Raw genomic sequence first — 25,464 nt, 5'->3', positions numbered from 1 at the left:
AGTTGCTGGTTTGGAGGATACGATGGCACGCTATACACCGATGATTGAACAATATCTCGCCGTTAAACAGCAGGCGAAAGACGCTTTGCTGTTTTTCCGGTTGGGAGATTTTTATGAAATGTTTTTTGAAGATGCAATCACAGCGGCGAAAGAACTGGAAATTACGTTGACAGGGCGTGATGGAGGCGCAGAGGAGAGAATTCCAATGTGCGGTGTCCCTCACCATTCTTCTGAGATGTATATCCAACGCCTGATCGAAAAAGGGTATAAAGTAGCCATATGTGAGCAGGTGGAGGATCCCAGTCAGGCGAAAGGAATCGTCAGACGTGAAATTGTCCGAATTGTGACTCCTGGCACCATCATGGACAGCAAGAACGTCCAGGATAAACTTAATAATTATATTGCTGCATTGGTCTTGCGAGAAGAGCAAATCGGTCTTGCCTTCTGCGATATTACCACCGGAGAACTGTTTGTTAACCATTGTCAGGTCGAATCGGTTTGGGATGAATTACAGCAATTTCAGCCAGTTGAACTTGTTGTTCCGGATGGGGAGGAGTATGCCGAACTGGTTGAGTCAATTCAAAACCAAACCCGTTGTCTGGTCACACGGAATGAATCTGTCTATTCAGACACAAAAGCGGCTGAATTTTTGCTGAAACGCTTTGAGTTGATATCTTTGGAATCGATCGGTCTGTCGGAAAAGAAAGCGCCTGTAACGGCAGCAGTCTTTTTGATCTCTTATTTGGAAGCGACACAGAAACGCAGCCTTTCGCATCTAAAGAAACCGGTTTTATTGTCGGGAGAAACACATTTGGTGATCGATTCGTTTTCCCGCCGAAACCTGGAATTGACAGAAACGATCCGCGAAAAAAGCAGGCACGGATCACTCTTGTGGCTGTTGGATCGGACGGTTACCGCAATGGGTGGTCGCCTCTTGAAAAAATGGATTGAACGTCCTCTGGCAGTCCGCACGCAAATCGAAGAAAGGCTGCAGGCGGTAGAGGAATTGGTTAACGAATTGCTTGTTCGTGAAGATATTCGGCAGATGCTGCAAAACGTTTACGATTTGGAACGTTTGATGGGACGGGTAGCGTATGGATCGGCGAACGGACGGGATCTTTTGGCGATCTCCGATTCTTTGGCCATTTTACCTGAACTGCGCCGCCGACTTCTGGGGTGCCAAAGCGAACTGCTGCAAAGGATTGGGGAACAGATTCGGGAAATGAATGAGACGGTCGATTTGGTCCGGTCTGCTATCGTTGATGAACCGCCTGTTGGACTTCGTGACGGAGGCTTAATTCGTGAAGGATTCGATGAATATCTGGATCGCCTGAAATCAGCCAGCCGGGAAGGCAAACAATGGATTGCCCAACTGGAACAGCAGGAGAGGGAAAAAACGGGAATCAAATCTCTGAAGGTCGGTTTCAACAAAGTATTCGGGTACTATTTGGAAGTAACAAAAGCGAATACGCATCTGGTGCCCGACTATTTTGAACGGAAACAGACTCTGGCCAACGGGGAACGTTACGTAACGCCCGATTTGAAGGAAAAAGAAGCCCTCATTCTGGAAGCGGAAGACAAAATGACCGAATTGGAATACGAGCTGTTCATTCAACTGCGCGATCGAGTCGCGGCAGAACTCCCCGATATCCAACTGGCGGCAGAAGCGATTGCGCAGATTGACTCGCTGCAATCTTTGGCGACAGTAGCAGTCGAACGACGATTTACGAAACCGGTGATTACCGAATCGGACCGCCTTGTCATTGTAGAAGGCAGACACCCTGTCGTAGAAGCGGTTTTAAAACGGGATACGTTCGTACCAAACGACACCGAACTGGATTGTAAAAACAACCAGATTGCTCTTATTACCGGTCCTAATATGGCCGGTAAAAGCACATACATGCGACAGGTTGCCCTACTCGTCATCATGGCCCAGATAGGTTCTTTCGTATCTGCCGCTCGGGCGGAGGTAGGGATTGTTGACCGCGTTTTTACAAGAATTGGGGCATCGGACGATTTAGCAGGCGGACACAGCACATTTATGGTGGAAATGGTGGAACTGGCGAATATTTTGCATTATGCTACCCGCAAAAGTCTTATTATTTTGGATGAAATCGGACGTGGGACAAGCACATTTGACGGAATTTCGATTGCACAAGCGGTAGTTGAATTTTTGCACCAATCACCGACTGCTGGTGCGAAAACGCTGTTTGCCACTCACTATCATGAACTGACAGAACTGGCTGATCGTCTGCCAGGCGTCAACAACTATTCGACTTTAGTGGAGGAAAAAGGGGATTCGATCATTTTCCTGCACAAAATTGTCAGTCAGCCGGCCGACCGCAGTTATGGCATACAAGTGGCCAAACTGGCAGGGCTCCCGCCTCAAGTATTGCAAAGAGCAAATGAAATTTTACACGTTCTGGAAAACCTGTCTGATGCAAAGCAGCAGGTTGCAATAGAACCGGAACTATCATCGGAATCGGCAACGTCACAATTGTCGCTGTTTGATGAACAATCCCATCCGCTTGTTGAGGAAATTAAATCGATTGACTTGATGAACCTGACACCGATTGAAGCGTTAACGACCTTACATCGACTGCAGAAAATGGTCGGGAAGGGATGACTGTAAATGGCTAAAATTCAGGTGATGAGCGATTTGCTGGCGAACAAAATTGCAGCCGGTGAAGTTGTCGAGCGGCCAGCGTCTGTCGTCAAAGAGCTGCTGGAAAATTCACTGGATGCGGGCGCCACTGAGATATTGATCGAATTGCAGCAGGCAGGACTGGAAATGATCCGGGTCGCCGACAATGGTTCCGGTATCGATTCTTCTGATGTGCCGCTTGCATTTGAACGCCACGCTACTTCCAAAATCTTGGACGACAAAGATTTATTTCGCATTCAGACATTAGGGTTTCGCGGTGAAGCACTGCCGTCCATTGCGGCCGTTTCCCGCCTGCAAATCAAGACAAGAACCTCCACGGAGCAGGCTGGCACATGTTTGCATGTGGAGGCGGGGCGCATCACCGATTCAACAGTTTCGGCTGCCAAGCAGGGAACCGAAATCTCCGTACAGGATTTGTTTTTTAACACGCCTGCCCGATTGAAATATCTTAAATCGATGCAGACCGAACTGGGGCACGTGGTCGATTTTGTAGAAAAAATGGCATTGGCCCGACCCGAGGTGGCGTTTCGTTTGTATCACAATGACCGCTTGCTGCTGCAAACACCGGGGGATGGAGTGATTTTACATGCGGCGGCTGCCGTTTACGGACGGGAACTTGTCAAACAGATGGCATCTGTCGCCTGGGAGAATTACGACTATCGGATCACAGGACTGGCCGGATTTCCTGAGTTAAATCGAGCAAACCGGAACCACTGTACGTTTTTTGTGAATGGACGTTACATCAAAAGTTACCTCCTGTTTCAGGCGGTAGTCAATGCGTATCATACACTGTTACCGATCAACCGGTATCCGGTCTGCATCTTGCATATACAGTTGGACCCTTCACTGGTCGATGTAAACGTACATCCGACAAAACTGGAAGTCCGATTTTCAGAAGAAAAGGATCTGTCGATATCTGTTCAACAGGCAATTCGATCCGCTTTAGAACAACATTCTTTAGTTCCAAAGGCGGTTGCCAAACAGATTGCTTCAGAACGGCAACCACAGACGCAACAAACACCGCTGCCACAAACATCGCTGCCTCAAACACAGCCGGAGCAGCCTGCGTTCGGTTCGAAACAACGGATGCGTCAACCAAGTCTCAAGTTTGATTATCCGGCCCGTGTGAACGGTGGTTCCAGCGATCCGAAGGCAGCTAGAGAAGCGGCAATCCATTTGTATCAGACAACACATACCGATCAACAGACTGCCAAGAATCAGATACACGGTGAAAATCAGTCAACAGTCGAACCGTCTGCACCATTCTCGGCGGAAGCAACTGCCGCGGCAAAACATCTGCCGGACGGAACGGATGAAAGCGTTATGGAAGAAGCAGCCGAAGCGAAGGAAGCTCCCGCAATCCGTTTTCGACCGATTGCACAGGCGCTTGGCATGTATGTGATTGCGGAAAGTGTGGAAGGACTTTATATAATTGACCAGCATGCGGCACATGAAAAAGTGTTGTATGAGAAATTTCGAAACAGGTTGCGGGAGAAACAGATTCACCCGCTCCCTTTGCTCGTTCCTTTAACATTGGAACTGTCTTCGTCAGAAAGTGAAAAGCTGGTCAGTCAAATGAGCATACTGTCCGAACTTTGCATAGAGGTGGAACAGTTCGGCCGCGGGTCGTTCCTGATCCGGTCTGTTCCCGATATATGGGATGGTTTGGACACACAGCGATTGACTGCCGAACTGATTGACGAATTATTGATGGAGCAAGTCAAAGATCCTCGCGCCCTGATTGAAGACAAAATCATTATGAAAGCATGCAAATCGGCGATTAAAGCAAACAGATGGCTTTCCATGCAGGAAATGAATGCGCTCTGTGAGCAGCTTGCCAAATTGGAAAATCCGTATACGTGTCCGCATGGCCGTCCGATCATCATCCATATGAGCACATACGACTTGGAAAAACAGTTTAAGCGAGTGATGTGACTTGACCGACTCCCTTTTGGTGACAACGGCACCTAACCCGTCTGAAATGTTTGTGCAAACGGCTGTCCGCTTGGCTGATGAACTGAAGGCGCCATTCGTACCGAGGAAAGGCACGGTGCGCCGGATGGCGCAAACACAAGGAGTCTCTTTGGTGCTGGTGGTCAGTCATCGGTTGACCCTGCATATCGGTGATCAGGAACTGTTTTTTCACCCTTCGATGGCAAATGTTCGGGTAAAACGGATGCTGGCTGGAGAAACCGATTATTTGATCGAAAAATCGGGTTTGCAACCAGGCGATACAGTCATTGATTGCACATTGGGGATGGGGGCGGATGCGATCGTTTTTTCCCACGCGGCGGGTGAAAACGGCCGGGTGATTGGTCTCGAAAAAAGTAAAATATTGGCTATCCTGGTACGAGAAGGGCTTCATGACTGGATACCCGATTTTCCGGAAATGAAGGAAGCCATGCAGCGAATTGAAGTGGTCCAGACGGATCATTTATCCTTTTTACGTAAGATGCCCGATCGGTCTGCAGATGTGGTATACTTCGATCCGATGTTTCGGTCCACGGTTGAGAAATCGACCGCATTTGATACGGTCAGAATGCTGTCAGACGCCGCCCCCCTGTCCATCGAAACGATTCAGGAAGCGAAGCGGGTGGCCAGCAAATCAGTGGTTCTGAAAGAAAGAGCTGGTGGCGGTGAATTCTTACGTTTAGGGTTCCCTGCTGCAACTCGTCGTTCCAGCACATTTACCTATTCGGTTATACGGATCGAAGAGGAGGAATCCTGATGAATGACAACTGTGGACTGGTTGTGATTGCCGGTCCCACCGCCGTTGGAAAAAGTAAATTGAGTGTCGAATTGGCGATTGCGTTTGATGGTGAAATCGTTTCGGCCGATTCGATGCAAATCTACCGGGGGATGGACATTGGCACGGCCAAGATCACGCCTGAGGAAAAGAAAGGGATCCCGCACTGGGGGATCGATATCATTGACCCGGATACCCCGTTTTCCGTTTCCGATTACCGCGATTTGGCTGACGGTTGGCTGAGAGGCATTTGGCAACGCGGCCGTCTTCCTTTTCTGGTGGGCGGAACCGGTTTATACATAAGAGCTGTTACGGAAGAATATGATTTCAGTACATTTTCAGGGGATGCTGCTTTTCGGGAAAAAATGGAGCAAATGGCTCGCCGTGAAGGACCGGAAGCGCTCCACAGACAACTGGCTTTTGTCGATCCGGCAACTGCCAGTCGGCTGCATCCGAATGATATCCGCCGTGTGATTCGTGCCTTGGAAATTTACGAATTTACCGGGAAACGATTGTCGGAGTCGAAACAAAGCCACGGGGATACAAGATTTCCTGTTCTAAAAATCGGACTGACTTCTGAAAACCGGGAATTGCTCTACGACCGGATTAATCGGCGTGTCGACCTCATGATCGAACAAGGGCTCTTGGAAGAAGTAAGCGGTTTATTGAGGAGGGGAGCCCACAAGGATTTGATTTCCATGCAGGGAATCGGTTATAAAGAAATTATAGAGTACTTGGAACAGCGTCTTACGCTGCAGGAAGCGGTCGAACGAATCAAGCAAGGTTCCCGGCGATACGCCAAACGGCAGTTATCATGGTTTCGGCGCGATCCGGAAATCCACTGGTTTGCGATTGATACGATTCCCTGGGATCAGTTGTACAACGCTTGTTTCAAACTGGTGAAGGAATTTCGGCAGCAAGTCTCGAATACAGTTGTAATAAAAGAGGATGGGGGAACCGCAAAGTGAACAAACCGCAAATCAATATTCAAGATACGTTTTTGAACCAGATTCGTAAAGAAAACATTCCGGTTACCATTTATTTAGTGAATGGGTTTCAAATCCGCGGCTCCGTAAAAGCGTTCGACAATTTTACAGTGATTGTAGAGTCGGAGGGGAAGCAGCAGTTGGTATACAAACATGCGATTTCCACGTTCACACCAATGCGAAACGTCAACTTTAACATGGAAGCGTAATGTGAGTATAGACAGATTGTGTTTCGTCAATTCTAAGGCAGTACATATCTGTTCCAAATCTTTTAAAATATGAAATCAAAACGGTTGATTGTTTATGACAAATGGATTATACTTTCAGGCATAAAGGGTCGAAGGAGTGAATTTTTTTTATGGCTAAAACGTATGTCGATAAAGACACTTGTATCGCATGTGGCGCCTGCTACTCTACTGCTCCGGACGTGTATGATTCGGATGATGAAGGTTACGCATTTGTGAAATTGCCGGGTGGCACAGAGGGATTTGTTGACATCCCAGAAGAATTTTTGCAAGATGCGATGGACGCTCGGGACGGTTGCCCGACCGAATCTGTCAAGTGGGAAGACTGATTTGAATTTATTATTTAAAATTTGCATCGAAACCCTGCAGGATCTATTCTTGCAGGGTTTTTATTTTTTGGGGCGTTCACCTATTGTGCAATCGCTGCGTATGATAAAGCAATCTTTCAAAGCGAGGTGACAGATTTTGAACAGGAGCGGTGCCACACCGCCCGCCTACCGCGACCTAGATGAGATTCTCGAGCAATTTCGAGCAGGGCAAATTGCACTGAATGACGCATTGCGACGCCTCTACTCTGGTGAGAAACCAACGATAGCACGCCAACTGACTCGATCCAATGTTCAGCAGGATATGGCCAGGTTTCAAACGGTCTTACAAGAATTGGAAAATATGATCGGTTTGCGTCAGGTAAAAGATCTCGTTAAAGAGATTTTTGCATTGATACAAATCCAGCAACGACGGCAGGTTGCCAAATTAGCGGCTGAGCCGGTTGTACTCCATATGATTTTTAAAGGAAATCCGGGAACGGGCAAAACGACAGTGGCTCGCATACTGGCCCGTCTGCTTCGCGAACTTGGGTTTTTATCAAAAGGCCATTTAATTGAAGTAGAACGTGCGGATTTGGTGGGAGAATACATCGGTCATACAGCCCAAAAAACGAGAGAACAGGTAAAAAAAGCGTTAGGCGGGGTTCTCTTCATCGACGAAGCTTATAGTTTGGCACGCGGTGGAGAAAAGGATTTTGGCAAAGAAGCGATTGATACGCTGGTAAAGGCGATGGAGGATCACAAAAACGATTTTGTGCTGATCCTGGCTGGGTACGAGTATGAAATGGATCTGTTTTTGCGAACCAACCCGGGGTTGCCATCTCGTTTTCCCATCACTGTTACATTTGATGATTACGAAGAAGCGGAATTGATTCAAATCGCTCGCCAGATGCTTCGCAAGCGGGAGTATCGGTTATCCCCGGATGCCGAGCATAAACTCCGGAATTATTTGCGAAGGTTTCTCAGCCAATCAGGCGGGAATTTTGCAAACGCCAGATTTGTCCGCAATACCATTGAGCGAGCGATTCGTTTGCAGGCTGTCAGGCTGTTGGATGTGAAAAACCCGACAAGAGAGGATTTAATGCTGATTCTGGCAGAAGATCTTCTGTTTGAAGAGGGGGGACAGCTATGAAAAATTGCCTGGTGTTAGGACGAACCAACGTGGGGAAGACAATGTTCTGTGTAAATTTCGCAGAATTTCTGGGTTTGCACCGTTTGGAAGTCTATTTTCAATTGCCGGACGGCACAACCCGTCAACGCAAGTACGATTTGATGTCTGCCCGTCATGAGTTATCCGGTTTGGGTCAGCATAAAACCAAATCATTACAATCGATTCAATTGGACTTGCCAAAAGGAAAAGGAACGCGAAAATTTACACTGACCGACTCAACCGGTCTGTCGGATGGAATTCATCCAGATCCGGAACTGCGCAATGCAATGGCACAAACGTTGGCGGAACTGCACTCGGCTGATTGCGTATTGCACCTCGTGGATCCCAATGAAATTGCAAAAGCAGGCAGCTTTCATCGCTTAGGGGAATTGGACTTGCAAATTGCAGAATTGGGCGGTTTTAAAGAAGGGTATGTGATGATAGCCAACAAAATGGATCTGCCAGAGGCGGAAAAAGGACTCTCGATCCTTCGGAAAGAGTTGGGCAACAAAAAAATCATTCCGGTTTCCGCTCTTTACCGGAAAGGGTTTTCCGAGGTGAAGGAATATGTATGGCGACTGGTCTGAGTGGACGATTGAGTTGGTTGGGATCGTGCTGACCGGTATCGCGATCAAATTTATGGATGATTACCTCGATTTAGAATATGACCAATGTATTGGTCGAAAAACGGCAGCGAGCAAGCTGGGAAGAGCAGTCCTCCCATACGGATTGCTGATGTTGGCAATTGGCGTTTTCATTGCAAGGGAAGTTGGCCTTGTGCTCTTTCTGGCTAGTTATGCAATCGGAATGGGACATGATCTGTTGGAGAAAATGCCGACTAAATTGCCAGGCTGGGCAGAAGGCCTGATTGCGTTGGCGATCGGACTTGTGTTGGCCGGTCCGCTGTTGACTCTGTGGGGGATTTTGATTATTGCAACGATTCAATTTTTGGATGATTTGATGGACATCTATAAAGATATGCAAACCGGCCAGCGCAATACGGCAGTTCGTTTTGGCGGTGTGGAAACGACACTGTTGACTCTGATCTGTTTGATTTTTGCCTTGCTGCTTAGTGCCGAACATTCCATTCTGGTCCTGGTGGCAACTCCTGTCGTTCATATGATACATGACATAATTGGGGGAGATTAAAACGAACTCGTTTGCCTGGATATTGATATCCGTGTTGCTTTGTATATTAATCGGTTACGGGATTGGCAGACGGCAGGGAATGGTCTCCGGATTTCTCCGCGGCCAAGCGGCTTCCCGCATTCAATTACGACGTGACAGTCTACAGGCCGGCAAATGCATAATCTGTGACCGTCAAGACCACTCCGTTTAATTTTTGTGATCAGTGACGATAGGTTCCTTTTTAAGAGGATTCCCTCCAACCCGGCTGCGGTCAATGGGGGGATCCTGACATTACAGTGCTCATCCTTACCGGATATGCTACAATAATGCGAGATGGAGGCGAACGGATGATAGATCTTGGCCGTGACCGTGAAAAAGCAATATTGGTCGGACTGCATACAGATCGGACAGATACCCGCATTTGGAAGTTGGCATTTGAGGAATTGACCGGATTGGTCGAAACTGCAGGAGCACGCGTGGTTGCCTCGCTTGTGCAGAACCGTTCCGAAGCTGACCCGGCTACTTACATAGGGAAAGGTAAACTGCAAGAATTAACCGCATTAGCGGAAGAATTGGAAGCGGACATAATCGTATTTGACAGTGAACTGACGCCTGTACACGTTCGTAATCTGGAAAACTGTCTCCCCTGCAAAGTATTGGATCGGACCCAAATTATTCTTGATATTTTTGCCGAACGGGCGAAGACAAAAGAAGGAAAACTGCAAGTTGAACTGGCGCAATTAAGCTATCTGATGCCTCGTTTAAGCGGAAAAGGGAAAGCGATGTCAAGATTGGGAGGAGGCATCGGCACGCGCGGGCCCGGCGAAACAAAATTGGAAATCGATCGTCGCAGAATACGTGGCAAAATAGCGGATTTAAAAACAGAACTGCGGGAGGTACGTCTGCACCGCAGTACGCAGCGGCAAAGAAGAAAAAAACAACAGGTACCTGTTATTGCGTTAGTTGGATATACAAATGCAGGAAAAAGCACGATCCTGCATGCACTGACCGAACGTTTCGGTGCAGGCTCGCAAACGACGGCGGAAGGTCAAAATCGATTATTTGACACATTGGACCCGACTGCCAGAAAAATCGGTCTGCCGCAGGGAGGGACTGTAATTGTCACCGATACGGTGGGCTTTATTCAACAATTGCCGCATCATCTGATCGATTCGTTTCGGGCCACGTTAGAGGAGACGAACGAAGCGGATGTGCTTCTTCATATTGTAGATGCCAGCCATCCTGCACATGACATACAAATGGACACTGTATATCAAGTTTTAAATGAATTGCATGTGTTGGACAAGCCCATCATCACCGTTTTTAATAAAATGGACTATTTGAACGGAGAATTTCTGCCGGATGATCCCAAAGCATTGTATACAGTCAAAATGTCCGCTTTAAACGGCAATGGACTGCCACAGTTGATGCAAGCGATAGACAGCTGCATCAACACAAAGTCGCAGCACATGTCTGTGATTTTGCCATATGATGAAGGTTCGCTCACATCTGCTTTGCACGAACGGTGCAAAGTGTATCAGCAGCGTTTTTTGGAAAACGGCATTTATTTGGATTTGGACGCAGTTCCTGAATTGGCTAAACAGTTGGAGCGTTTTCAAGTGAATCCGGAGATTTTGGAAAAGGAGAACAAGGTGTGATGAAACGGTTTGCAACAGATCAGGAATTATTGGATTTGGCAGATGAAGTGAAACAACAACTGCGGCCTGTGATTGATCGAATTGAAAAAGTGGTATTGCAAAATCAAGCCAAAGTGCTGGCTGCTTTTCAATCGTCTCAGGTGAGTGATTTTCATTTTGCTTCTTCCTCCGGCTACGGTTATAACGATCGAGGCCGCGAGATCATTGAGCAGGTTTATGCAGACGCATTTGGCGGAGAAGCGGCGCTGGTACGTCCGCATATCGTCTCTGGAACCCATGCGCTGGCCACTGTTCTGTTTGGCTTGCTGCGTCCCGGTGACGAATTGCTTTACATAACAGGTTCTCCCTACGATACCCTGCAGGAAGTGATTGGGCTGGCAGGTGATGCAGGAAACGGGTCTTTACGTGACTTCGGCATCACATTCGATTCTGTCCCGTTACGGGAAAATCGGGTTGACTGGCAGCAAGTAGCTGCCAAAATAAAACCTGAGACCAAATTGATCGGCATTCAACGTTCATCCGGATACGCCTGGCGGTCTTCTTTCTCTGTCGATGAGATTGCGGAAATGGTGCGTTATGTTAAAAATATCAAGCCCGATGTAATTGTAATGGTCGATAACTGTTACGGGGAATTTGCCGAACAGAAAGAACCGACAGAGGTTGGAGCCGATATCATTGTAGGCTCCTTAATCAAAAATCCGGGCGGCGGATTAGCACCTTCCGGCGGCTATATTGTCGGACGAAAATCATACGTCGATTTGGCAGCTGCCCGCTTAACAGCTCCAGGAATTGGGGCCGAACAAGGAGCCATGCTGGGGACAAATCGTTCCATTTTGCAGGGCTTCTTTCTTGCTCCGCATGTTGTGGGGGAATCACTGAAAGGAGCTGCATTCGCGGCAGCCTGTTTCGAAAAAGTCGGACTCCTCACATCCCCTGCATGGCATGAGCGGCGAACAGACATTATACAGGCGATTCAATTCGGGTCAAAAGAACGATTGATTGCTTTTTGCGAAGCGATACAGGCTGCGGCGCCGGTCGATTCACATGTGAAACCGGAACCTTGGGATATGCCTGGCTATCAGGACCAGGTGATTATGGCGGCTGGAGCTTTTATACAAGGTTCATCCATCGAATTGTCGGCTGACGGGCCAATTCGAGAACCTTATATCGCTTTTATGCAAGGGGGACTTACGTTCGAGCATGTACAGCTCGCCGTTCTGAATGTATTACAAAACTTACGTTTGCAAAAGTTAATTTGAAATTTTAAGTGTAAACTTCTCTCACATTCGTTGACAACAATAATACCGTTAAATATAATAAAAACAGTTTACACTTACTTAGATAGAGCAATGGGGAGGAACCGGGATTTATGGACCAATCAACAATCAAAAAGCTGGTAGCTGAAAACGGTGTTGAATTTATTATTCTCCAATTTGTCGACGTAATAGGTAACCTGAAGCATTTGGAACTTCCGATCAGCCAATTGGAGAAGGTTTTGGAAGGCGAAGTCATGTTCGATGGATCTTCCATTACAGGTTTTACTTCGATCGAAAACTCCGATATGTATTTGAAGCCTGACATTTCTACGTTTGCAGTACTGCCCTGGAGCGAAGGTAAAGAAGCTCGTTTCATTTGTGACGTTTACACAGGAGATCACAAACCGTTTGAAGGAGATCCTCGTTCCTGCTTAAAGCGTGCTCTGGAGAAAGCAGAGGCGCTTGGATACAGCGGTTTAAATGTAGGTCCCGAACCGGAATTTTTCTTGTTCCCGTTAGATGAAAACGGCAATCCGGTTTTTACCCCGCATGATGAAATTGGGTATTTTGATGTCAGCGCCAAAGACCGAGGTCAAAAAGCTCGCCAAGACATCACGCGTACGTTGAACGCAATGGGATACGAAGTAGAGGCGCTTCACCACGAAGTGGCGATTGGACAGCATGAAGTCGATTTTAAATATGGCGACGCACTCGTAACAGCTGACCGAATTGTAACTTTTAAATGGGTTGTAAAAGAAGTGGCAGCCAAACACGGTTTTTATGCATCCTTTATGGCGAAGCCGGTTGCCCGTATTAACGGTTCCGGAATGCACGTGAATCAATCGTTGTTCACTGCAAGCGGAAATGCGTTCTACGATGCAAATGATGAATTGGGCCTTTCCAGTGATGCTCGTCATTATATTGCAGGTATTCTCAAGCACGCAAGAGCGTTTGCTGCTGTAACCAATCCGACGGTCAACTCTTATAAGCGTCTCGTACCCGGTTATGAAGCGCCTTGCTATATCGCTTGGTCTTGTTCGAACCGTTCGGCGTTGATTCGGATTCCGGCTGCAAGAAAGGCGGCAACCCGAATCGAAGTTCGTTGCCCGGATCCGACGACAAATCCGTACCTCGCTCTGGCACTCATGCTTGTATCCGGTTTGGATGGTATCGAAAACAAACTTCCGCTTGTAGCTGAAACGAAAGAAAATATCTATCATATGTCAGACAGCATTCGTGCGGAAAAAGGAATTGACGCACTGCCGGCCGATCTGAATGAGGCGCTCAACTGTTTGGAACAGGATGAAGTTCTCAAGAGTGCATTGGGAAGACACCTGTATGACGCCTATGTTTCAACAAAAAGAGAAGAATGGGATGAGTACCGTTTGGAAGTGCATCCTTGGGAAGTAAAACGGTATAACTAATAAAAACGTCGATTCCCTGACTCCAAATGTCAGGGAATTTTTTTGTGTAATCTACTTTCACATAATTTGACAACTTTTTCTTGTTGCGAATATAATAAAATTATCAATAGGGTAGAGGAGGGGTATCAGATGAGCGATGAACTGCGCCGCAATTTGGCTCTTTTTCCGATTGGGATTGTTCAAAAGCTGACCGAATTGACCCCGCGCCAAATCCGCTATTATGAACAGCACGAATTGATAAAACCGACACGGACGGAAGGGAACCAACGGTTGTTTTCCTTTAACGACGTAGAACGTCTATTGGAGATTAAAAAATTGATCGACCAGGGGATCAACATGGCCGGTGTCAAGAAAATGTTGGGTGAAACAGAGAAATTTTCCGAGTTGCCCGTAACCGAAGAAGCGAAACAGGAAGCACAAAAAGTTAAGGAGCTAACGGACCAGGAACTGCACGATCTGTTAAAACAGGAATTAATGTTAGGCAGGCATGGTATGTCCAGTTCCTTAATCCGGGGAGAGTTATCTAGATTTTTCCACTGAATATTTCCTAAACAACATTTATACTGTAAATGTAATACGCGGCATCCAGGTGCCGCGAGTACATAAAAAATTAACTGAAGGGGGATTTGGCAATGAGTCGCCAGTACACTCAAGCTGACATTATCCGTATGGCGAAGGAGGAAAACGTTCGTTACATACGTTTGCAATTCACCGATTTGCTGGGCGTTATTAAGAATGTCGAAGTGCCAGTTTCTCAATTGGAGAAAGTGCTTGACAACAAAATGATGTTTGATGGTTCATCTATTGAAGGTTTTGTCCGAATTGAAGAATCGGATATGTATTTGTATCCCGATCTTGGCACATGGTTGATTTTTCCATGGGAGACGGAGCACGGGAAAGTAGCGCGTCTGATTTGCGACATTTATATGCCAGATGGCACACCGTTTGAAGGAGATCCCCGGGGTACTCTGAAAAAAGTGTTGGCAGAGGCGAAAGAAATGGGATTTACCTCAATGAACGTGGGTCCTGAACCGGAGTTTTTCTTGTTCAAGCTGGATGAGCAAGGCGAACCCTTAATGGAAGTGAACGATAAGGGCGGTTATTTTGATTTGGCTCCTCTCGATTTGGGAGAAAACTGCCGTCGGGAAATTGTATTGACACTCGAAGCAATGGGATTTGAAATCGAAGCGTCGCACCATGAAGTGGCAATCGGGCAGCACGAAATCGATTTTAAATATGCGGATGCCGTTACAGCAGCAGACAATATTATGACGTTCAAACTTGTCGTGAAGACAATCGCTCGTAAATATGGACTGCATGCGACATTTATGCCGAAGCCTATTTTTGGTATTAACGGCTCCGGCATGCACTGTCATCAATCGTTGTTCAAGGGAAAAGAGAATGCGTTTTATGATGAGAGCGATGAACTGGGTCTGTCGAAAGTGGCAAAAAAACTATTTGGCAGGCATCCTGGCTCATGCTCGTGGATTTGCAGCTATCACCAATCCGACAGTAAACTCATACAAACGGTTGGTGCCTGGCTATGAAGCGCCTTGTTATGTTGCCTGGTCAGCCAAAAACCGTTCTCCGCTGGTTCGAATTCCTGCATCTCGGGGATTGTCAACCCGAATCGAATTGCGTAACCCTGACCCAGCCTGCAATCCGTATCTGGCACTTGCGGTCATGTTAAAAGCGGGACTGGATGGAATTAAGAATAATCTTCCATTATCGGAACCGGTGAATCGCAACATTTACATTATGAATGAAGCAGAAAGGGAAAAGGTCGGCATTCGTTCGCTGCCCGCATCTCTCAAGGAAGCCCTAGATGAATTGCTGGCTGATGAAGTGATTCGTTCGGCCTTGGGGGAACACACGGTTACGCATTTTGTGGAAGCAAAATTAATCGAATGGGATATGTTCCGAACAACTGTACATGATTGGGAACGGGATCAATATTTGACGACTTATTAATAAGCAGACTTATTAATAAGTTGTAGAAAAGCGATTTGACTATGAGAAAAGCCACTCCTGCAATGGAGTGGCTTTTGACTTAAAATACATATCGGAAAACGCCAATCACTTTTCCGAGAATGGTTACATGCTTATACAGAAGCGGCTGCATAGAGGAATTTTCAGGCTGCAGTCGTATATGATCTGCTTCCTTAAAGAAACGTTTTACGGTTGCTTCGTCATCCTCCGTCATCGCCACGATAATTTCACCATTTCTTGCTGTTTGTTGCTTGCGGACAATGACAAGATCTCCGTCATGAATACCTGCTTCAATCATCGATTCTCCGTCAATTCTTAACACATACACATCAGCATCTCCAACAAATGAAGCAGGCAGCGGAAAGTAATCTTCCACATTCTCAATAGCGGTAATCGGGCTGCCGGCGGTCACTTTGCCGATAATAGGCGCCATCACTGTATTGGTGTTAATAGGAACAACATTTGCTTGCGGGGAACCAGCTGTTTCAACCGTTTCGGAATCCAGAATTTCAATCGCTCGCGGCTTGACCGGGTCTCTGCGGATTAAACCTTTCTGTTCCAATCTTGCCAAATGCCCATGTACCGTTGAACTGGAAGCCAGTCCGACCGCATCGCCGATTTCCCGAACAGAAGGGGGGTACCCTTTCTTCTTGACTTCCCCCTTAATGAATTCCAGGATTTGTTTTTGGCGTTTGGATATTTTCATTTCGAAAACTCTCCTTATGTGTACTAGAAATCAAATCGAATCATAGACTATTCCTAAAAGAAGTATATCATAAGCTGGTAAAAAATACAAACATTAGTTCGATTTTTGTCTTGACAGGAACATTAGTTCGTATTATGATTCAAACAGGAACAAACGTTCGTAAAGGAGAGTCGGAAATGTTTGCAACTTATAATTATTCCGCATGGCGCAGGGAACAATCGCAGAGTGGAGAAGTGAAAACAAATCGATTCAGCAAGAATGTCATGATGTTGTTTATAACGTCTTGTGTAGTTTTGTTTGCTGCCATTGGCTTAAATCTTGTCTGGGACAAGCAGGCTTATGGGAGCCAGTTCGATTCGGTGGTGGTTGTGCAACCGGGCGACACGCTTTGGTCGATTGCAAAAACTTATTATCCCGATCAAGATGTTCAGGAAGTTGTGTTTCAAATTCGAAAACATAACGGGTTACAGAACACTCAACTCCCGGTTGGTTTAACATTGCGTTTACCTCAGATGTAACGTGCCAAATCATCAGAATTTAACAGCGAAAACGATCATTTGAATCATTATGATCATTAATTTAGTAAAAGTTCCAATTATGAATCCCAGGAAAACGGCAATTCCAACTCGGGTAATTTCCCTTGCTTTTCTGGCAGCGACAAGTTGGCCAATCATCGCCCCTGCTACAGGTCCAATCAAAATTCCAAACGGGCCTGCTACAAGGGGGCCTACGAGGGTACCGATTATGGATCCCCAAACAGCCCATTTTGAGCCGCCTGCCCGTTTGATTCCAAGCACACTGGACAGCCAATCAACAGTAAAATTCAGAGCGGTTAAAATCACCTGAACAACCCAAAACCATAGCGGAAAATGTGACCATCCCTCCATCAGTCCATAAATGACCATCCCAGCAAGAACGAATAGTGCGCCCGGCAATATTGGGTAAATTGTAAACAAAACACCGGCCAGAAAGAATATAATGGCGATAGCTAAACCCACACGGATTCCTCCTCGTTTACGTGTATACCTAAAATAAACGTGGTATATGTAGTATAATGAATGTACCATACATCACGATTACTTTCGTTAGTCGCGTGAGTGGGGAATTGTTTGTAAAACGGTTTCGCGGTTCTCGCTTGTTATTTTCTGTTATTTTCCCCATCGTCTGTTTATCGTTGTACAAGTCTATTCCTTTTTTCAAAAATACGACACTCGGTCCAGTTTGTATGCACAGATCCATATGAATCGAAAGGTCTGACCTTTACTTTGGAAGATCAGGTCATAAGTCAAACTAACCAGTATACGCTCCCTTATAGTCAAGGCATTACCCTCAATTTTGCAACAGCCATCCAGCTTGGTTGATTTTAATGGTTATGCCAAAAAAGAATATGGAACTGTAGATACAGTTCTGTCATTCCAAGATTTTCACTAAATTAACATCCTAAGAAGACAAGGGGGAAGTATAGATGTCAACAGAACAGCATAGGAAAGAGGCTCCAAAAATAGTTTCCTGTATGGTAATTACGGTGAGCGATACGCGCACAAAGGAAACTGACACCAGCGGTCAACTGATCATGCAATTGTTACAAGAAAATGGGTATCGGGTAGAAGACTACCGCATTGTGAAAGATGAATACGAGATGATCCGGAAATTGATTGCGGAAGGAGCAGAATCTCCGAACATAGAAGCGATTCTGTTGAACGGAGGGACAGGAATTACCGATCGGGATACGACATATAAAGCTGTTGACTCCATGCTCGAAAAAAAGATGCCTGGTTTCGGAGAGATTTTCCGCTACCTAAGTTTTACTGAAGACATTGGACCAGCAGCCATTCTCAGTCGAGCAATTGCAGGCGTCTGTAAAGGTACTGCTGTTTTTTCCATGCCAGGTTCCAGCGGTGCCGTTAAACTGGCAATGACTCGCATCATTGTGCCTGAACTGGGGCATGTCATGAGAGAGATCTATAAAGACAAGAAGTAAGATTTTTTTCCTCAATCCCCCTGTCAGTAAAAGGATTTTGTCAGGTTGTATCGAATAAGATCAATGAATGGATCATACAAAGGGGGAATATCAGATGAACAAAGGAGATTTGATTGCTACTGTTGCGGAAAATACATCCTTGAAGAAAGCGGATGCGGAGAAAGCGGTCAATGCAATTCTGGATTCAATCAGCGAAGCCATGCAAAACGGCGAGAAAGTGCAATTGATCGGATTTGGCACGTTTGAAACAAGACAGCGGGCGGCCCGATCAGGACGTAACCCACAGACAGGAAAGGAAATTTCAATTCCTGCGTCACAAGTACCGACTTTCAAGCCGGGAGCAGGTCTGAAAGATCTGGTTAAATAACGGATAAATCTTGGTACATAACGGCACCTCCGGCAATGGGAAACAACCATGACGGAGGTGCTTTTTTTACGGCATTTATTTTACATAATGTAATTATGGTAAATAATATGATGGTATACTTACTTTCTATGATCTTCCGTATCTTACTTTTTGATATGGTATCCTATTTTCTATTCTTGTTATATGTGAATGATTTCAATGATCTAATGGAGGATGGCGATGTTTCAAGCAGTAGTGCATGGTTTCATACTAGCGTTCGGCCTGATTTTACCACTGGGTGTGCAAAATGTGTTTATCTTTAATCAGGGCGCGTTGCAGAAACGGTTTGTACACGCTTTGCCTGCAGTAATTACCGCGTCAGTTTGTGACACTTTGTTAATCAGTTTGGCGGTATTAGGTGTATCCGCTCTAGTGCTGGGCAACTTTTGGGTGAAAACGGTGTTGCTGATTAGTGGGATCCTATTTTTGTCATACATGGGGTGGACGACATGGAACAGCAAAGCACCGCAGGATCTATCAAACAGCAAAACGATTTTTAAGCCGAAAAAACAGATTGCATTTGCGGCTTCTGTGTCTCTTTTAAACCCGCACGCGATTTTGGATACGATCGGGGTAATCGGAACCAGTTCTTTAGCTTACTCCGGTTCGCAGAAAATTATATTTGCTGTATCCTGTTCGGTGGTCTCTTGGATGTGGTTTGCGGGGTTAGCTGCTATCGGCAGGATCGTCGGGCAGGTTGATCGAAGCGGTCGATTCATTTTGATTTTGAACAAAGTTTCCGCCCTGGTTATTTGGGGAGCGGCCATTTATATGTTCCTGTTCTTGATTTCGTAACAACAACCGGCTACCCGATAAGGGTGGCCGGTTTGTTGTTTAATAGGGAGAACTGTGATCCTATGTTCATACAGTCTGAAAGAATCAGATTTAGGTACTATGGAAACTTTTTTCCGGAAAACGCTTGACGATTCGTAGGTAATCAAATAATATTTCTTCGTATATAGTGATAATGATTATCAATATCATATTAATCAAGTGGTATAGGGAGGAATATATAGTGCGAAAATTAACCACGATGGTAGCGTTGACTATCATTACAAGTTCCGCCTTAACAGGGTGTGGTACGACATCCAATCCAGAAGAAAAGAGCGTCAAAAGTGTGGCATCTTCATCGAGCGAAACGGCAGCATCATCTCAGGTCAAAGAGGGCGCGGAGAAATTGTTGTCTCTTACATCGGAATTTCGGAAAAACCTGGATGCCGGGGATGCTGGCAAAATAAAAGATTTGGGCTCAAAACTGAAAGAGACCTGGTCTGCGTTTGAAGAACAAGTCAGACCGGATTATCCGGCCCAATATACTTCAGTGGAACAATACCTGGAACCGTTAATCGCCGGTTCATCGAAAAGTCCATACGATAAAGAGGTGCTGTCTAAACTGAATGACAGCCTGATATTAGCAATAAATGATTTGTTAAATGCGGTTACTAATCATGAGATTGCGAAAAAAGCGGATAATCCGCAACTCCAAGCGGCCATTGATGAATATCGAAAATATGTAGTTCAGCAAAGCCAATCTCTTGTTGATGAAACAACATCGTTTGTAAAGGCGATACATGAGGGGGACATGGAGCAGGCAAAACGTCTTTATGGTTCGTCGCGGGTATTTTATGAGCGGATTGAACCGATAGCGGAAAGCTTTGGAGATCTAGATGCGAAGATTGATGCAAGAGAAAACGACGTAGAAAAAGAAGAATGGACCGGATTTCACGAAATTGAAAAGGCTCTATGGATGGATCATTCATTAAAAGGACAGGACAAATATGCCAATCAACTATTGGAGGATGTCAAAGCACTTCATCAGAAACTGGAAACCGTTTCGTTAAAACCGGCGCAAGTCATCTCAGGTGCCGTAGAACTGCTCAATGAAGCCGGAACGTCTAAAGTAACTGGTGAAGAAGAACGGTATTCCCATATAGATCTCGTTGATTTGTATGCCAATGTAGAAGGCTCCAAAGCTGCCTACAACACTTTTAAAACGATTATAGAACAAAAGGATCCGGAATTGGTGAAAAAAATTGACGAACGATTTGCGGTTTTGGATAAAACTCTGATTTCGTTCCGTCAAGGAGATAGCTTTGTCTCCTACACGAATTTGAAACAGGAAGACACGAAGAACATTGGTCAAGAGATTGACAGTACAGCGGAATCCCTTTCTCAAGCAGCTAAGATTCTTTAACAAGCAGAGAAGATTCTTTAATAAGTTTTTTAAAGAAAACTTGTCAAACAGGAGGGCATTATCATGGGGAAACTTGATCAGCCCATTTCACGAAGAGAGATGTTCAAAATGGCGGCTGCAACAGGTTTCGGGGCTGCGTTGGGGCTCAGCGGTATGAGGTTGTTCTCCTCGCTGGAAACGGCAAGCATGACGCGATCAGAGAATCAATTTGGCAGAACAAACAAAGTGTATTCTTTTTACGGTTCACACCAAGCCGGCATTGACACACCGGCACAGGGTCATATGGTGTTTGCCGCTTTTGATGTCACGGCGGAGAGTCGAAAGGAATTACAGGATCTGTTGCGTACGTGGTCCGAAGCAGCTGCGCGAATGTGCGCCGGGAAGCAAGTAGGAGATCACTTAACAAATCGCAAATTACCTCCAGAGGACACGGGAGAATCTGTAGGACTGTTCCCATCGGGTCTGTCTATTACGATCGGATTCGGTCCTACCTTATTTAATCGAGACGGTATGGATCGGTTTGGTTTAGCGGAACGGTATCCGACTGGGTTGGCAGAGATTCCGGCTATGCCAGGAGACGCCCTTCAACCAGAACGCTCCGGTGGTGATATATGCATCCAAGCCTGCGCTGATGACCCGCAGATTGCTTTTTACGCCGTTCGTAATTTGGTACGTGTTTCGCGAGGAGTTGCTGCGGTGCGTTGGCTGCAGCAGGGGTTTCTCAGTACACCGCAGAATCAAAAAGGAGTAGCGGAAACACCGCGAAATCTATTTGGCTTTAAGGATGGAACAGCGAATATCGACACGGGTAACTCGCAGTTGATGAATCAGTTTGTTTGGGTAAACGGATCGGATCAACCAGCATGGATGCAGGGCGGCACATATTTAGTGGCACGTCGAATCCGGATGCTGATTGAAGTATGGGACCGCTCTTCTCTTGATGAGCAGGAAAGTACATTCGGCCGAACAAAGTTGAGTGGCGCCGGATTTGGAATGAAAAATGAATTCGATCCGGTTAACCCCAATTTTCTGCCCGAAAACTCTCACGTTCGACTGGCCCATGTCGAAGGAACGAAAATTTTGCGTCGGGGATATTCATACGTCGATGGAATTGATCCGAAAACTGGCCAACTTGATGCAGGACTTTTCTTTATCAGCTTTCAACGGAATATTTCTGAACAATTTATCCCTTTATTGCGTCGTTTGGCTGCACATGATGCTCTAAACGAGTATACACTTCACACAAGCAGCGCAGTTTTTGCATGTCCGCCTGGAGTAAGAGAGGATGGCTATATAGGAGAAACCTTATTTGTTTAATTGAAGATGGTTTGAGCTGGGGGCTTTCGTTTCTCACGCCCCCTTCTTAACAAAGCAAGGCCAAATCCGGTGACTTTGTAACAAGAGGTGTTTTTACTCTGCGGTTGTGAGGAAAGGCCATTTAGATCGAAACTTTTGTTACAAATTGGCAATAGGTTCTTTTTTGAGTTGTATATTGAGTCCGATAATATATATTATGTTAACTTAAATTGTTCGAGCGAACAGGTTTATAGCTCTTCCGTCTGGATAAACATCTACTAACTTCACCGTGAAGTCGGTATCGTCAGATGTAGAAGATGCGTAGATAACCGCTTCAACAGGCCCTGTCACTTCCACATCTTGTTCTAATGTTTTGGTTGAATAAAATCAGAACCATGTTCGCCAACAATGGTGTGAACGTCTCTCAGAAAGTACAAAAAGACGCCGGTTCCGAAAAGATCCTATTGCCTACCTACAAAAGCTTGAAGATAAAGTTTGTACGTTAATTGGTCTGTTGTAGTTTTTTTTACTTAAAGATTCGACAGGAACTGATTCCTGCATATCGTGTGCTTTACCTTGAGGAATGCCCTCGGCAATATCAATAAGTACAACATCGCCTATTTTTTTAATAAAGTTAAGTGTGCAAGTGTAGGCCCAACATTCCCAGCACCAACGATAGTGATTTTTGGGCGTTTCATAAATCACATCTCCCTTTTTACATTTTATTTCCTGACAACAAGGACGTGAATATGAGAACGGTGCAAAACACCGTGTGCAACGCTGCCTAATAAGGCACGATCTACAATGCCTCTCTCATGACTCCTCACGATGATCAAATCTGCCTGCTCTTCTTTGGCAACCTCACAGATTGAAATGCTCGGATGACCCGTTCGATGCAAGAATTGAACACGATTGCTTCCGGCCAAGCATCTAAAAATTCCCTGTCATCCGCACCGTTCGGAGTATTCCGAACCGTCAGTGGCAAATAAAATTCTTTTCATTTATAACCACACTCTCATTCGTTGTACAAAATCCAATTACATGGCAACAAACGTTAAGAGGGAAAGAATGATTGACGTAATCGACATTGCAATAAGCGGTCGCAATGCCTTCGTACGAAGATCTTTCAAGCTTACATTCAACCCGAGTCCCACCATCGCCATGGTTAAAACAAATGTTGTAAAATTCGCTACATCGTCCATCACAGTCTTCGAAACGTACAGATGCTTGCCAAGAACATAGCTTCCAAAGAAACTCATTACAATAAACCCAATCAAGAACCAAGGGAACTCGATTTTTGTGTCAGATTGAACCTTCCCGCTTCGTTTCATCCAATACATAAGGATAAAGCTGAGTGGAACAAGCAGGAAGACCCGCCCTAATTTGGCCAATAAGCCAATTGCCAGAGCGTCTTGACCAGCAGGAGCCGCCGCTAATGCAACGTGCGCTATCTCATGTAAGCTTACACCCGACCAGATGCCGTATTGAATGCCCGTTAAGTCTATGAAAGGTCTTAAAATGGTATATGCGATGGCGAATACAGTACCTACCAAAGCAATAATCCCGGCTCCAATTGCTGTGTCCTCATCTTTAGCCTTTAGAATGGGAGATACCGCCGCGATGGCAGCCGCCCCGCAAACCCCTGTACCGATTCCAAGAAGAAGGGATAAGGAAGAATCAGCTTTTAACCATTTAGCCAATAAAACCGTTAGGAAAATGGAGAAAACAATCGTTCCGACATCATGTACAAGCAAACCCAGTCCCTGATGAAAAACAATGTCAATATTGAGCTTCAACCCAAACAAGATAATGGCAAGCCGCAATAATTTTTTTGCTGAAAATTGAATCCCGGGACGTATGGGTTCTGGATATCCCCATATTTGACGATACACAACCGCAATGATGATCGCGGAGGCGAGTTGACCGATATGGTCAAAACCTGGTACCTTTGCTAATCCATAACCCATTAAAGCAATGACAAACGTAAAAGCAATTCCGCCCATCCATAACCCAAAAGACGAAGCTTTGTTGAACTTGTTTATTTCATCCTTTGAAATTCTGGCTTCATCTGTCAACGGCACGTTTTTTTTTACTTGAGTCGCCATTTCGCCACCCCCGTTATTGTTTACAGTTCCCATCATAATGCGGATCTATTAATAAGTAAAATAAATCATTATAATAATAATAATAAGTAAATAGGTATAATAAATATACGAATTATCTGTAATTACGGAGGGAGTCATATTGGATCAATCGTTGCTTGTTTTTGTTACCGTAGCAGAAAAGGAAAACTTCACACGTGCCGCAGAAGAATTGCACATGACCCAACCTGCAGTCAGCCAATACATTCAAACACTTGAACGAATGGTTGGGGCGAAACTTTTGGAACGAAGCAATAAATATGTACGATTAAACAAAGCAGGAGAAATCGTTTACCATCACGCAAAAGAAATATTGGGACTCTATACCCGAATGCAATGCCTGGTGGATGATTTATTGCACACGGCTAGTGGTAATTTGTCGATTGGGGCGAGTTATACATATGGTGAATATGTACTTCCCCATATCATTGCACACCTGCGCGAGCAGTATCCATTGATAAAGCCTACGATTACCATTGGCAATACAAGAGAAATTGCGAAACTGGTCGCCAGCCATCAATTGGATATTGGAATTGTTGAAGGCGACTTTAAACATGAGAAGCTGTATATTGAATCATTTGCAGAGGATCATATGTTTGTCATTATCTCCGCCAATCATCGATATGCGAATCGAAAGGAATTACGAATATCCGAATTATGTGAAGAAACATGGATTGTCCGTGAAGAAGGTTCGGGGACACGAGAGGCAACTGAAAAAATGTTTGCCAAATTCCAGTTTCAGCCGCATAGCATCATGGAATTTGGCAGTACTCAGATCATTAAAGAATCTGTAGAAGCGGGGTTAGGTATAACTCTGCTTTCACACTGGGCTGTTCGAAAAGAAATCTCACTAGGCACATTGAAAGCCCTAAAAATAAATGGAATTCCCGTTTCCCGCAAATTTTCGTTAATCATGCAAGCAACGCAATTTCATACGAAAGCCACGGAGGTGTTTTTGGATATATTGCGCAAGAATGAAGCCTTACCTGATTTGATACGACTATCACGAGAATAAGGTTGGATCGTTAGTTCCATTATCCTTCCGACAACAGATCCTATCATTTCCAGCTTCAAGGAGCATGCTGAAAACGATGTTGATTCGCCGGTTTATACTCCCCCCATAAGACCCCAGACAAACTCTAAACTATACATAGAGGCGGATTAAAA

At 45.4% G+C, this 25,464-nt stretch carries 24 protein-coding genes and 2 pseudogenes; 21 read left to right on the top strand and 5 right to left on the bottom strand.

Annotated features, from left to right (window positions below; genetic code table 11):
- The first annotated feature begins 22 nt into the window (after positions 1-22).
- From mutS to glnA (skT53_RS03555), 14 genes and pseudogenes are all read left to right on the top strand, one after another.
- Positions 23-2,626: a DNA mismatch repair protein MutS gene (gene mutS / locus skT53_RS03620; protein ID WP_200759809.1), complete on the top strand. Its 2,604-nt coding sequence runs from the start codon at positions 23-25 to the stop codon at positions 2,624-2,626.
- A gap of 6 nt (positions 2,627-2,632) precedes the next feature.
- Positions 2,633-4,600 (top strand): DNA mismatch repair endonuclease MutL, encoded by a 1,968-nt coding sequence (mutL, locus tag skT53_RS03615; RefSeq protein WP_200759808.1) that lies wholly within the window; start codon positions 2,633-2,635, stop codon positions 4,598-4,600.
- A gap of 1 nt (position 4,601) precedes the next feature.
- Entirely contained in the window at positions 4,602-5,393 is a 792-nt protein-coding gene (locus skT53_RS03610) for a class I SAM-dependent methyltransferase (protein WP_200759807.1), read from the top strand.
- A complete protein-coding gene (gene miaA, locus skT53_RS03605) occupies positions 5,393-6,379 on the top strand; it encodes a tRNA (adenosine(37)-N6)-dimethylallyltransferase MiaA (protein WP_200759806.1) in 987 nt (328 codons plus the stop codon). Before skT53_RS03610 ends, miaA begins: the two co-directional genes overlap by 1 nt.
- The gene (gene hfq, locus skT53_RS03600) at positions 6,376-6,606 is read left to right on the top strand and encodes an RNA chaperone Hfq (RefSeq protein ID WP_200759805.1); all 231 of its coding nucleotides are present in this window, start codon (positions 6,376-6,378) and stop codon (positions 6,604-6,606) included. Before miaA ends, hfq begins: the two co-directional genes overlap by 4 nt.
- Before the next feature lie 149 nt (positions 6,607-6,755).
- Positions 6,756-6,971 (top strand): ferredoxin, encoded by a 216-nt coding sequence (locus skT53_RS03595; protein WP_200759804.1) that lies wholly within the window; start codon positions 6,756-6,758, stop codon positions 6,969-6,971.
- A 136-nt stretch (positions 6,972-7,107) separates the two neighbouring features.
- Positions 7,108-8,100: a stage V sporulation protein K gene (gene spoVK / locus skT53_RS03590; RefSeq protein WP_404828934.1), complete on the top strand. Its 993-nt coding sequence runs from the start codon at positions 7,108-7,110 to the stop codon at positions 8,098-8,100.
- Positions 8,097-8,705 carry a GTPase gene (locus tag skT53_RS03585; RefSeq protein ID WP_200759803.1) on the top strand — a complete coding sequence of 203 codons (609 nt, stop codon included), beginning with the start codon at positions 8,097-8,099 and terminating at the stop codon, positions 8,703-8,705. Before spoVK ends, skT53_RS03585 begins: the two co-directional genes overlap by 4 nt.
- A complete protein-coding gene (locus skT53_RS03580; protein ID WP_200759802.1) occupies positions 8,686-9,267 on the top strand; it encodes a hypothetical protein in 582 nt (193 codons plus the stop codon). Before skT53_RS03585 ends, skT53_RS03580 begins: the two co-directional genes overlap by 20 nt.
- Before the next feature lie 326 nt (positions 9,268-9,593).
- Complete coding sequence (hflX, locus tag skT53_RS03575; protein WP_200759801.1) at positions 9,594-10,904, top strand: GTPase HflX; 1,311 nt, start codon at positions 9,594-9,596, stop codon at positions 10,902-10,904.
- A complete protein-coding gene (locus skT53_RS03570) occupies positions 10,904-12,163 on the top strand; it encodes a methionine gamma-lyase family protein (RefSeq protein WP_200760856.1) in 1,260 nt (419 codons plus the stop codon). Before hflX ends, skT53_RS03570 begins: the two co-directional genes overlap by 1 nt.
- A 110-nt stretch (positions 12,164-12,273) precedes the next feature.
- A complete protein-coding gene (gene glnA / locus skT53_RS03565; RefSeq protein ID WP_200759800.1) occupies positions 12,274-13,584 on the top strand; it encodes a type I glutamate--ammonia ligase in 1,311 nt (436 codons plus the stop codon).
- A gap of 129 nt (positions 13,585-13,713) precedes the next feature.
- Positions 13,714-14,124 (top strand): MerR family transcriptional regulator, encoded by a 411-nt coding sequence (locus skT53_RS03560; RefSeq protein WP_200759799.1) that lies wholly within the window; start codon positions 13,714-13,716, stop codon positions 14,122-14,124.
- A 92-nt stretch (positions 14,125-14,216) separates the two neighbouring features.
- Positions 14,217-15,555: pseudogene (glnA, locus tag skT53_RS03555) on the top strand (type I glutamate--ammonia ligase).
- A gap of 79 nt (positions 15,556-15,634) precedes the next feature.
- Here the strand turns inward: glnA (skT53_RS03555) and lexA are convergent.
- Positions 15,635-16,279, bottom strand: a complete 645-nt coding sequence (gene lexA / locus skT53_RS03550) for a transcriptional repressor LexA (RefSeq protein WP_200759798.1) — start codon at positions 16,277-16,279, stop codon at positions 15,635-15,637.
- 176 nt (positions 16,280-16,455) lie between these two features.
- Between lexA and skT53_RS03545 the strand changes: the two genes are divergently transcribed.
- The gene (locus skT53_RS03545; RefSeq protein WP_200759797.1) at positions 16,456-16,797 is read left to right on the top strand and encodes a LysM peptidoglycan-binding domain-containing protein; all 342 of its coding nucleotides are present in this window, start codon (positions 16,456-16,458) and stop codon (positions 16,795-16,797) included.
- 12 nt (positions 16,798-16,809) lie between these two features.
- On the opposite strand, the gene skT53_RS03540 is transcribed toward skT53_RS03545, so the two are convergent.
- A complete protein-coding gene (locus skT53_RS03540; RefSeq protein ID WP_200759796.1) occupies positions 16,810-17,277 on the bottom strand; it encodes a DUF456 domain-containing protein in 468 nt (155 codons plus the stop codon).
- A 467-nt stretch (positions 17,278-17,744) separates the two neighbouring features.
- Here skT53_RS03540 and skT53_RS03535 point away from each other — a divergent pair, with 467 nt between their 5' ends.
- The 5 genes from skT53_RS03535 to efeB all read left to right on the top strand — a co-directional run bounded on the left by skT53_RS03535 (position 17,745) and on the right by efeB (position 22,177).
- Positions 17,745-18,260 carry a MogA/MoaB family molybdenum cofactor biosynthesis protein gene (locus tag skT53_RS03535; RefSeq protein WP_200759795.1) on the top strand — a complete coding sequence of 172 codons (516 nt, stop codon included), beginning with the start codon at positions 17,745-17,747 and terminating at the stop codon, positions 18,258-18,260.
- A 94-nt stretch (positions 18,261-18,354) separates the two neighbouring features.
- Positions 18,355-18,627, top strand: coding sequence for an HU family DNA-binding protein (locus skT53_RS03530; RefSeq protein ID WP_200759794.1), 273 nt, complete (start codon positions 18,355-18,357; stop codon positions 18,625-18,627).
- Positions 18,628-18,846: 219 nt separating this feature from the next.
- Entirely contained in the window at positions 18,847-19,461 is a 615-nt protein-coding gene (locus skT53_RS03525; RefSeq protein WP_200759793.1) for a LysE/ArgO family amino acid transporter, read from the top strand.
- 172 nt (positions 19,462-19,633) lie between these two features.
- Positions 19,634-20,860, top strand: coding sequence for an iron uptake system protein EfeO (gene efeO, locus skT53_RS03520; protein ID WP_200759792.1), 1,227 nt, complete (start codon positions 19,634-19,636; stop codon positions 20,858-20,860).
- Between the two features lie 63 nt (positions 20,861-20,923).
- Complete coding sequence (gene efeB, locus skT53_RS03515) at positions 20,924-22,177, top strand: iron uptake transporter deferrochelatase/peroxidase subunit (protein WP_200759791.1); 1,254 nt, start codon at positions 20,924-20,926, stop codon at positions 22,175-22,177.
- A gap of 204 nt (positions 22,178-22,381) precedes the next feature.
- Here the strand turns inward: efeB and skT53_RS19095 are convergent.
- The 3 genes and pseudogenes from skT53_RS19095 to skT53_RS03500 form a co-directional block, all read right to left on the bottom strand.
- Positions 22,382-22,528, bottom strand: a pseudogene (locus tag skT53_RS19095) (CocE/NonD family hydrolase C-terminal non-catalytic domain-containing protein); the annotation flags it as partial.
- Positions 22,529-22,878: 350 nt separating this feature from the next.
- Entirely contained in the window at positions 22,879-23,082 is a 204-nt protein-coding gene (locus skT53_RS03505) for a universal stress protein (protein WP_226375323.1), read from the bottom strand.
- A 111-nt stretch (positions 23,083-23,193) separates the two neighbouring features.
- Positions 23,194-24,261 (bottom strand): YeiH family protein, encoded by a 1,068-nt coding sequence (locus tag skT53_RS03500; RefSeq protein WP_200759789.1) that lies wholly within the window; start codon positions 24,259-24,261, stop codon positions 23,194-23,196.
- Between the two features lie 139 nt (positions 24,262-24,400).
- Between skT53_RS03500 and skT53_RS03495 the strand changes: the two genes are divergently transcribed.
- Complete coding sequence (locus skT53_RS03495; RefSeq protein ID WP_200759788.1) at positions 24,401-25,312, top strand: LysR family transcriptional regulator; 912 nt, start codon at positions 24,401-24,403, stop codon at positions 25,310-25,312.
- The last annotated feature ends 152 nt before the right edge of the window (positions 25,313-25,464 follow it).

This window comes from Effusibacillus dendaii, from assembly GCF_015097055.1.
In the GTDB taxonomy this organism is placed as follows: domain Bacteria; phylum Bacillota; class Bacilli; order Tumebacillales; family Effusibacillaceae; genus Effusibacillus; species Effusibacillus dendaii.
This window is presented reverse-complemented; position numbering and strand designations above follow the sequence as displayed.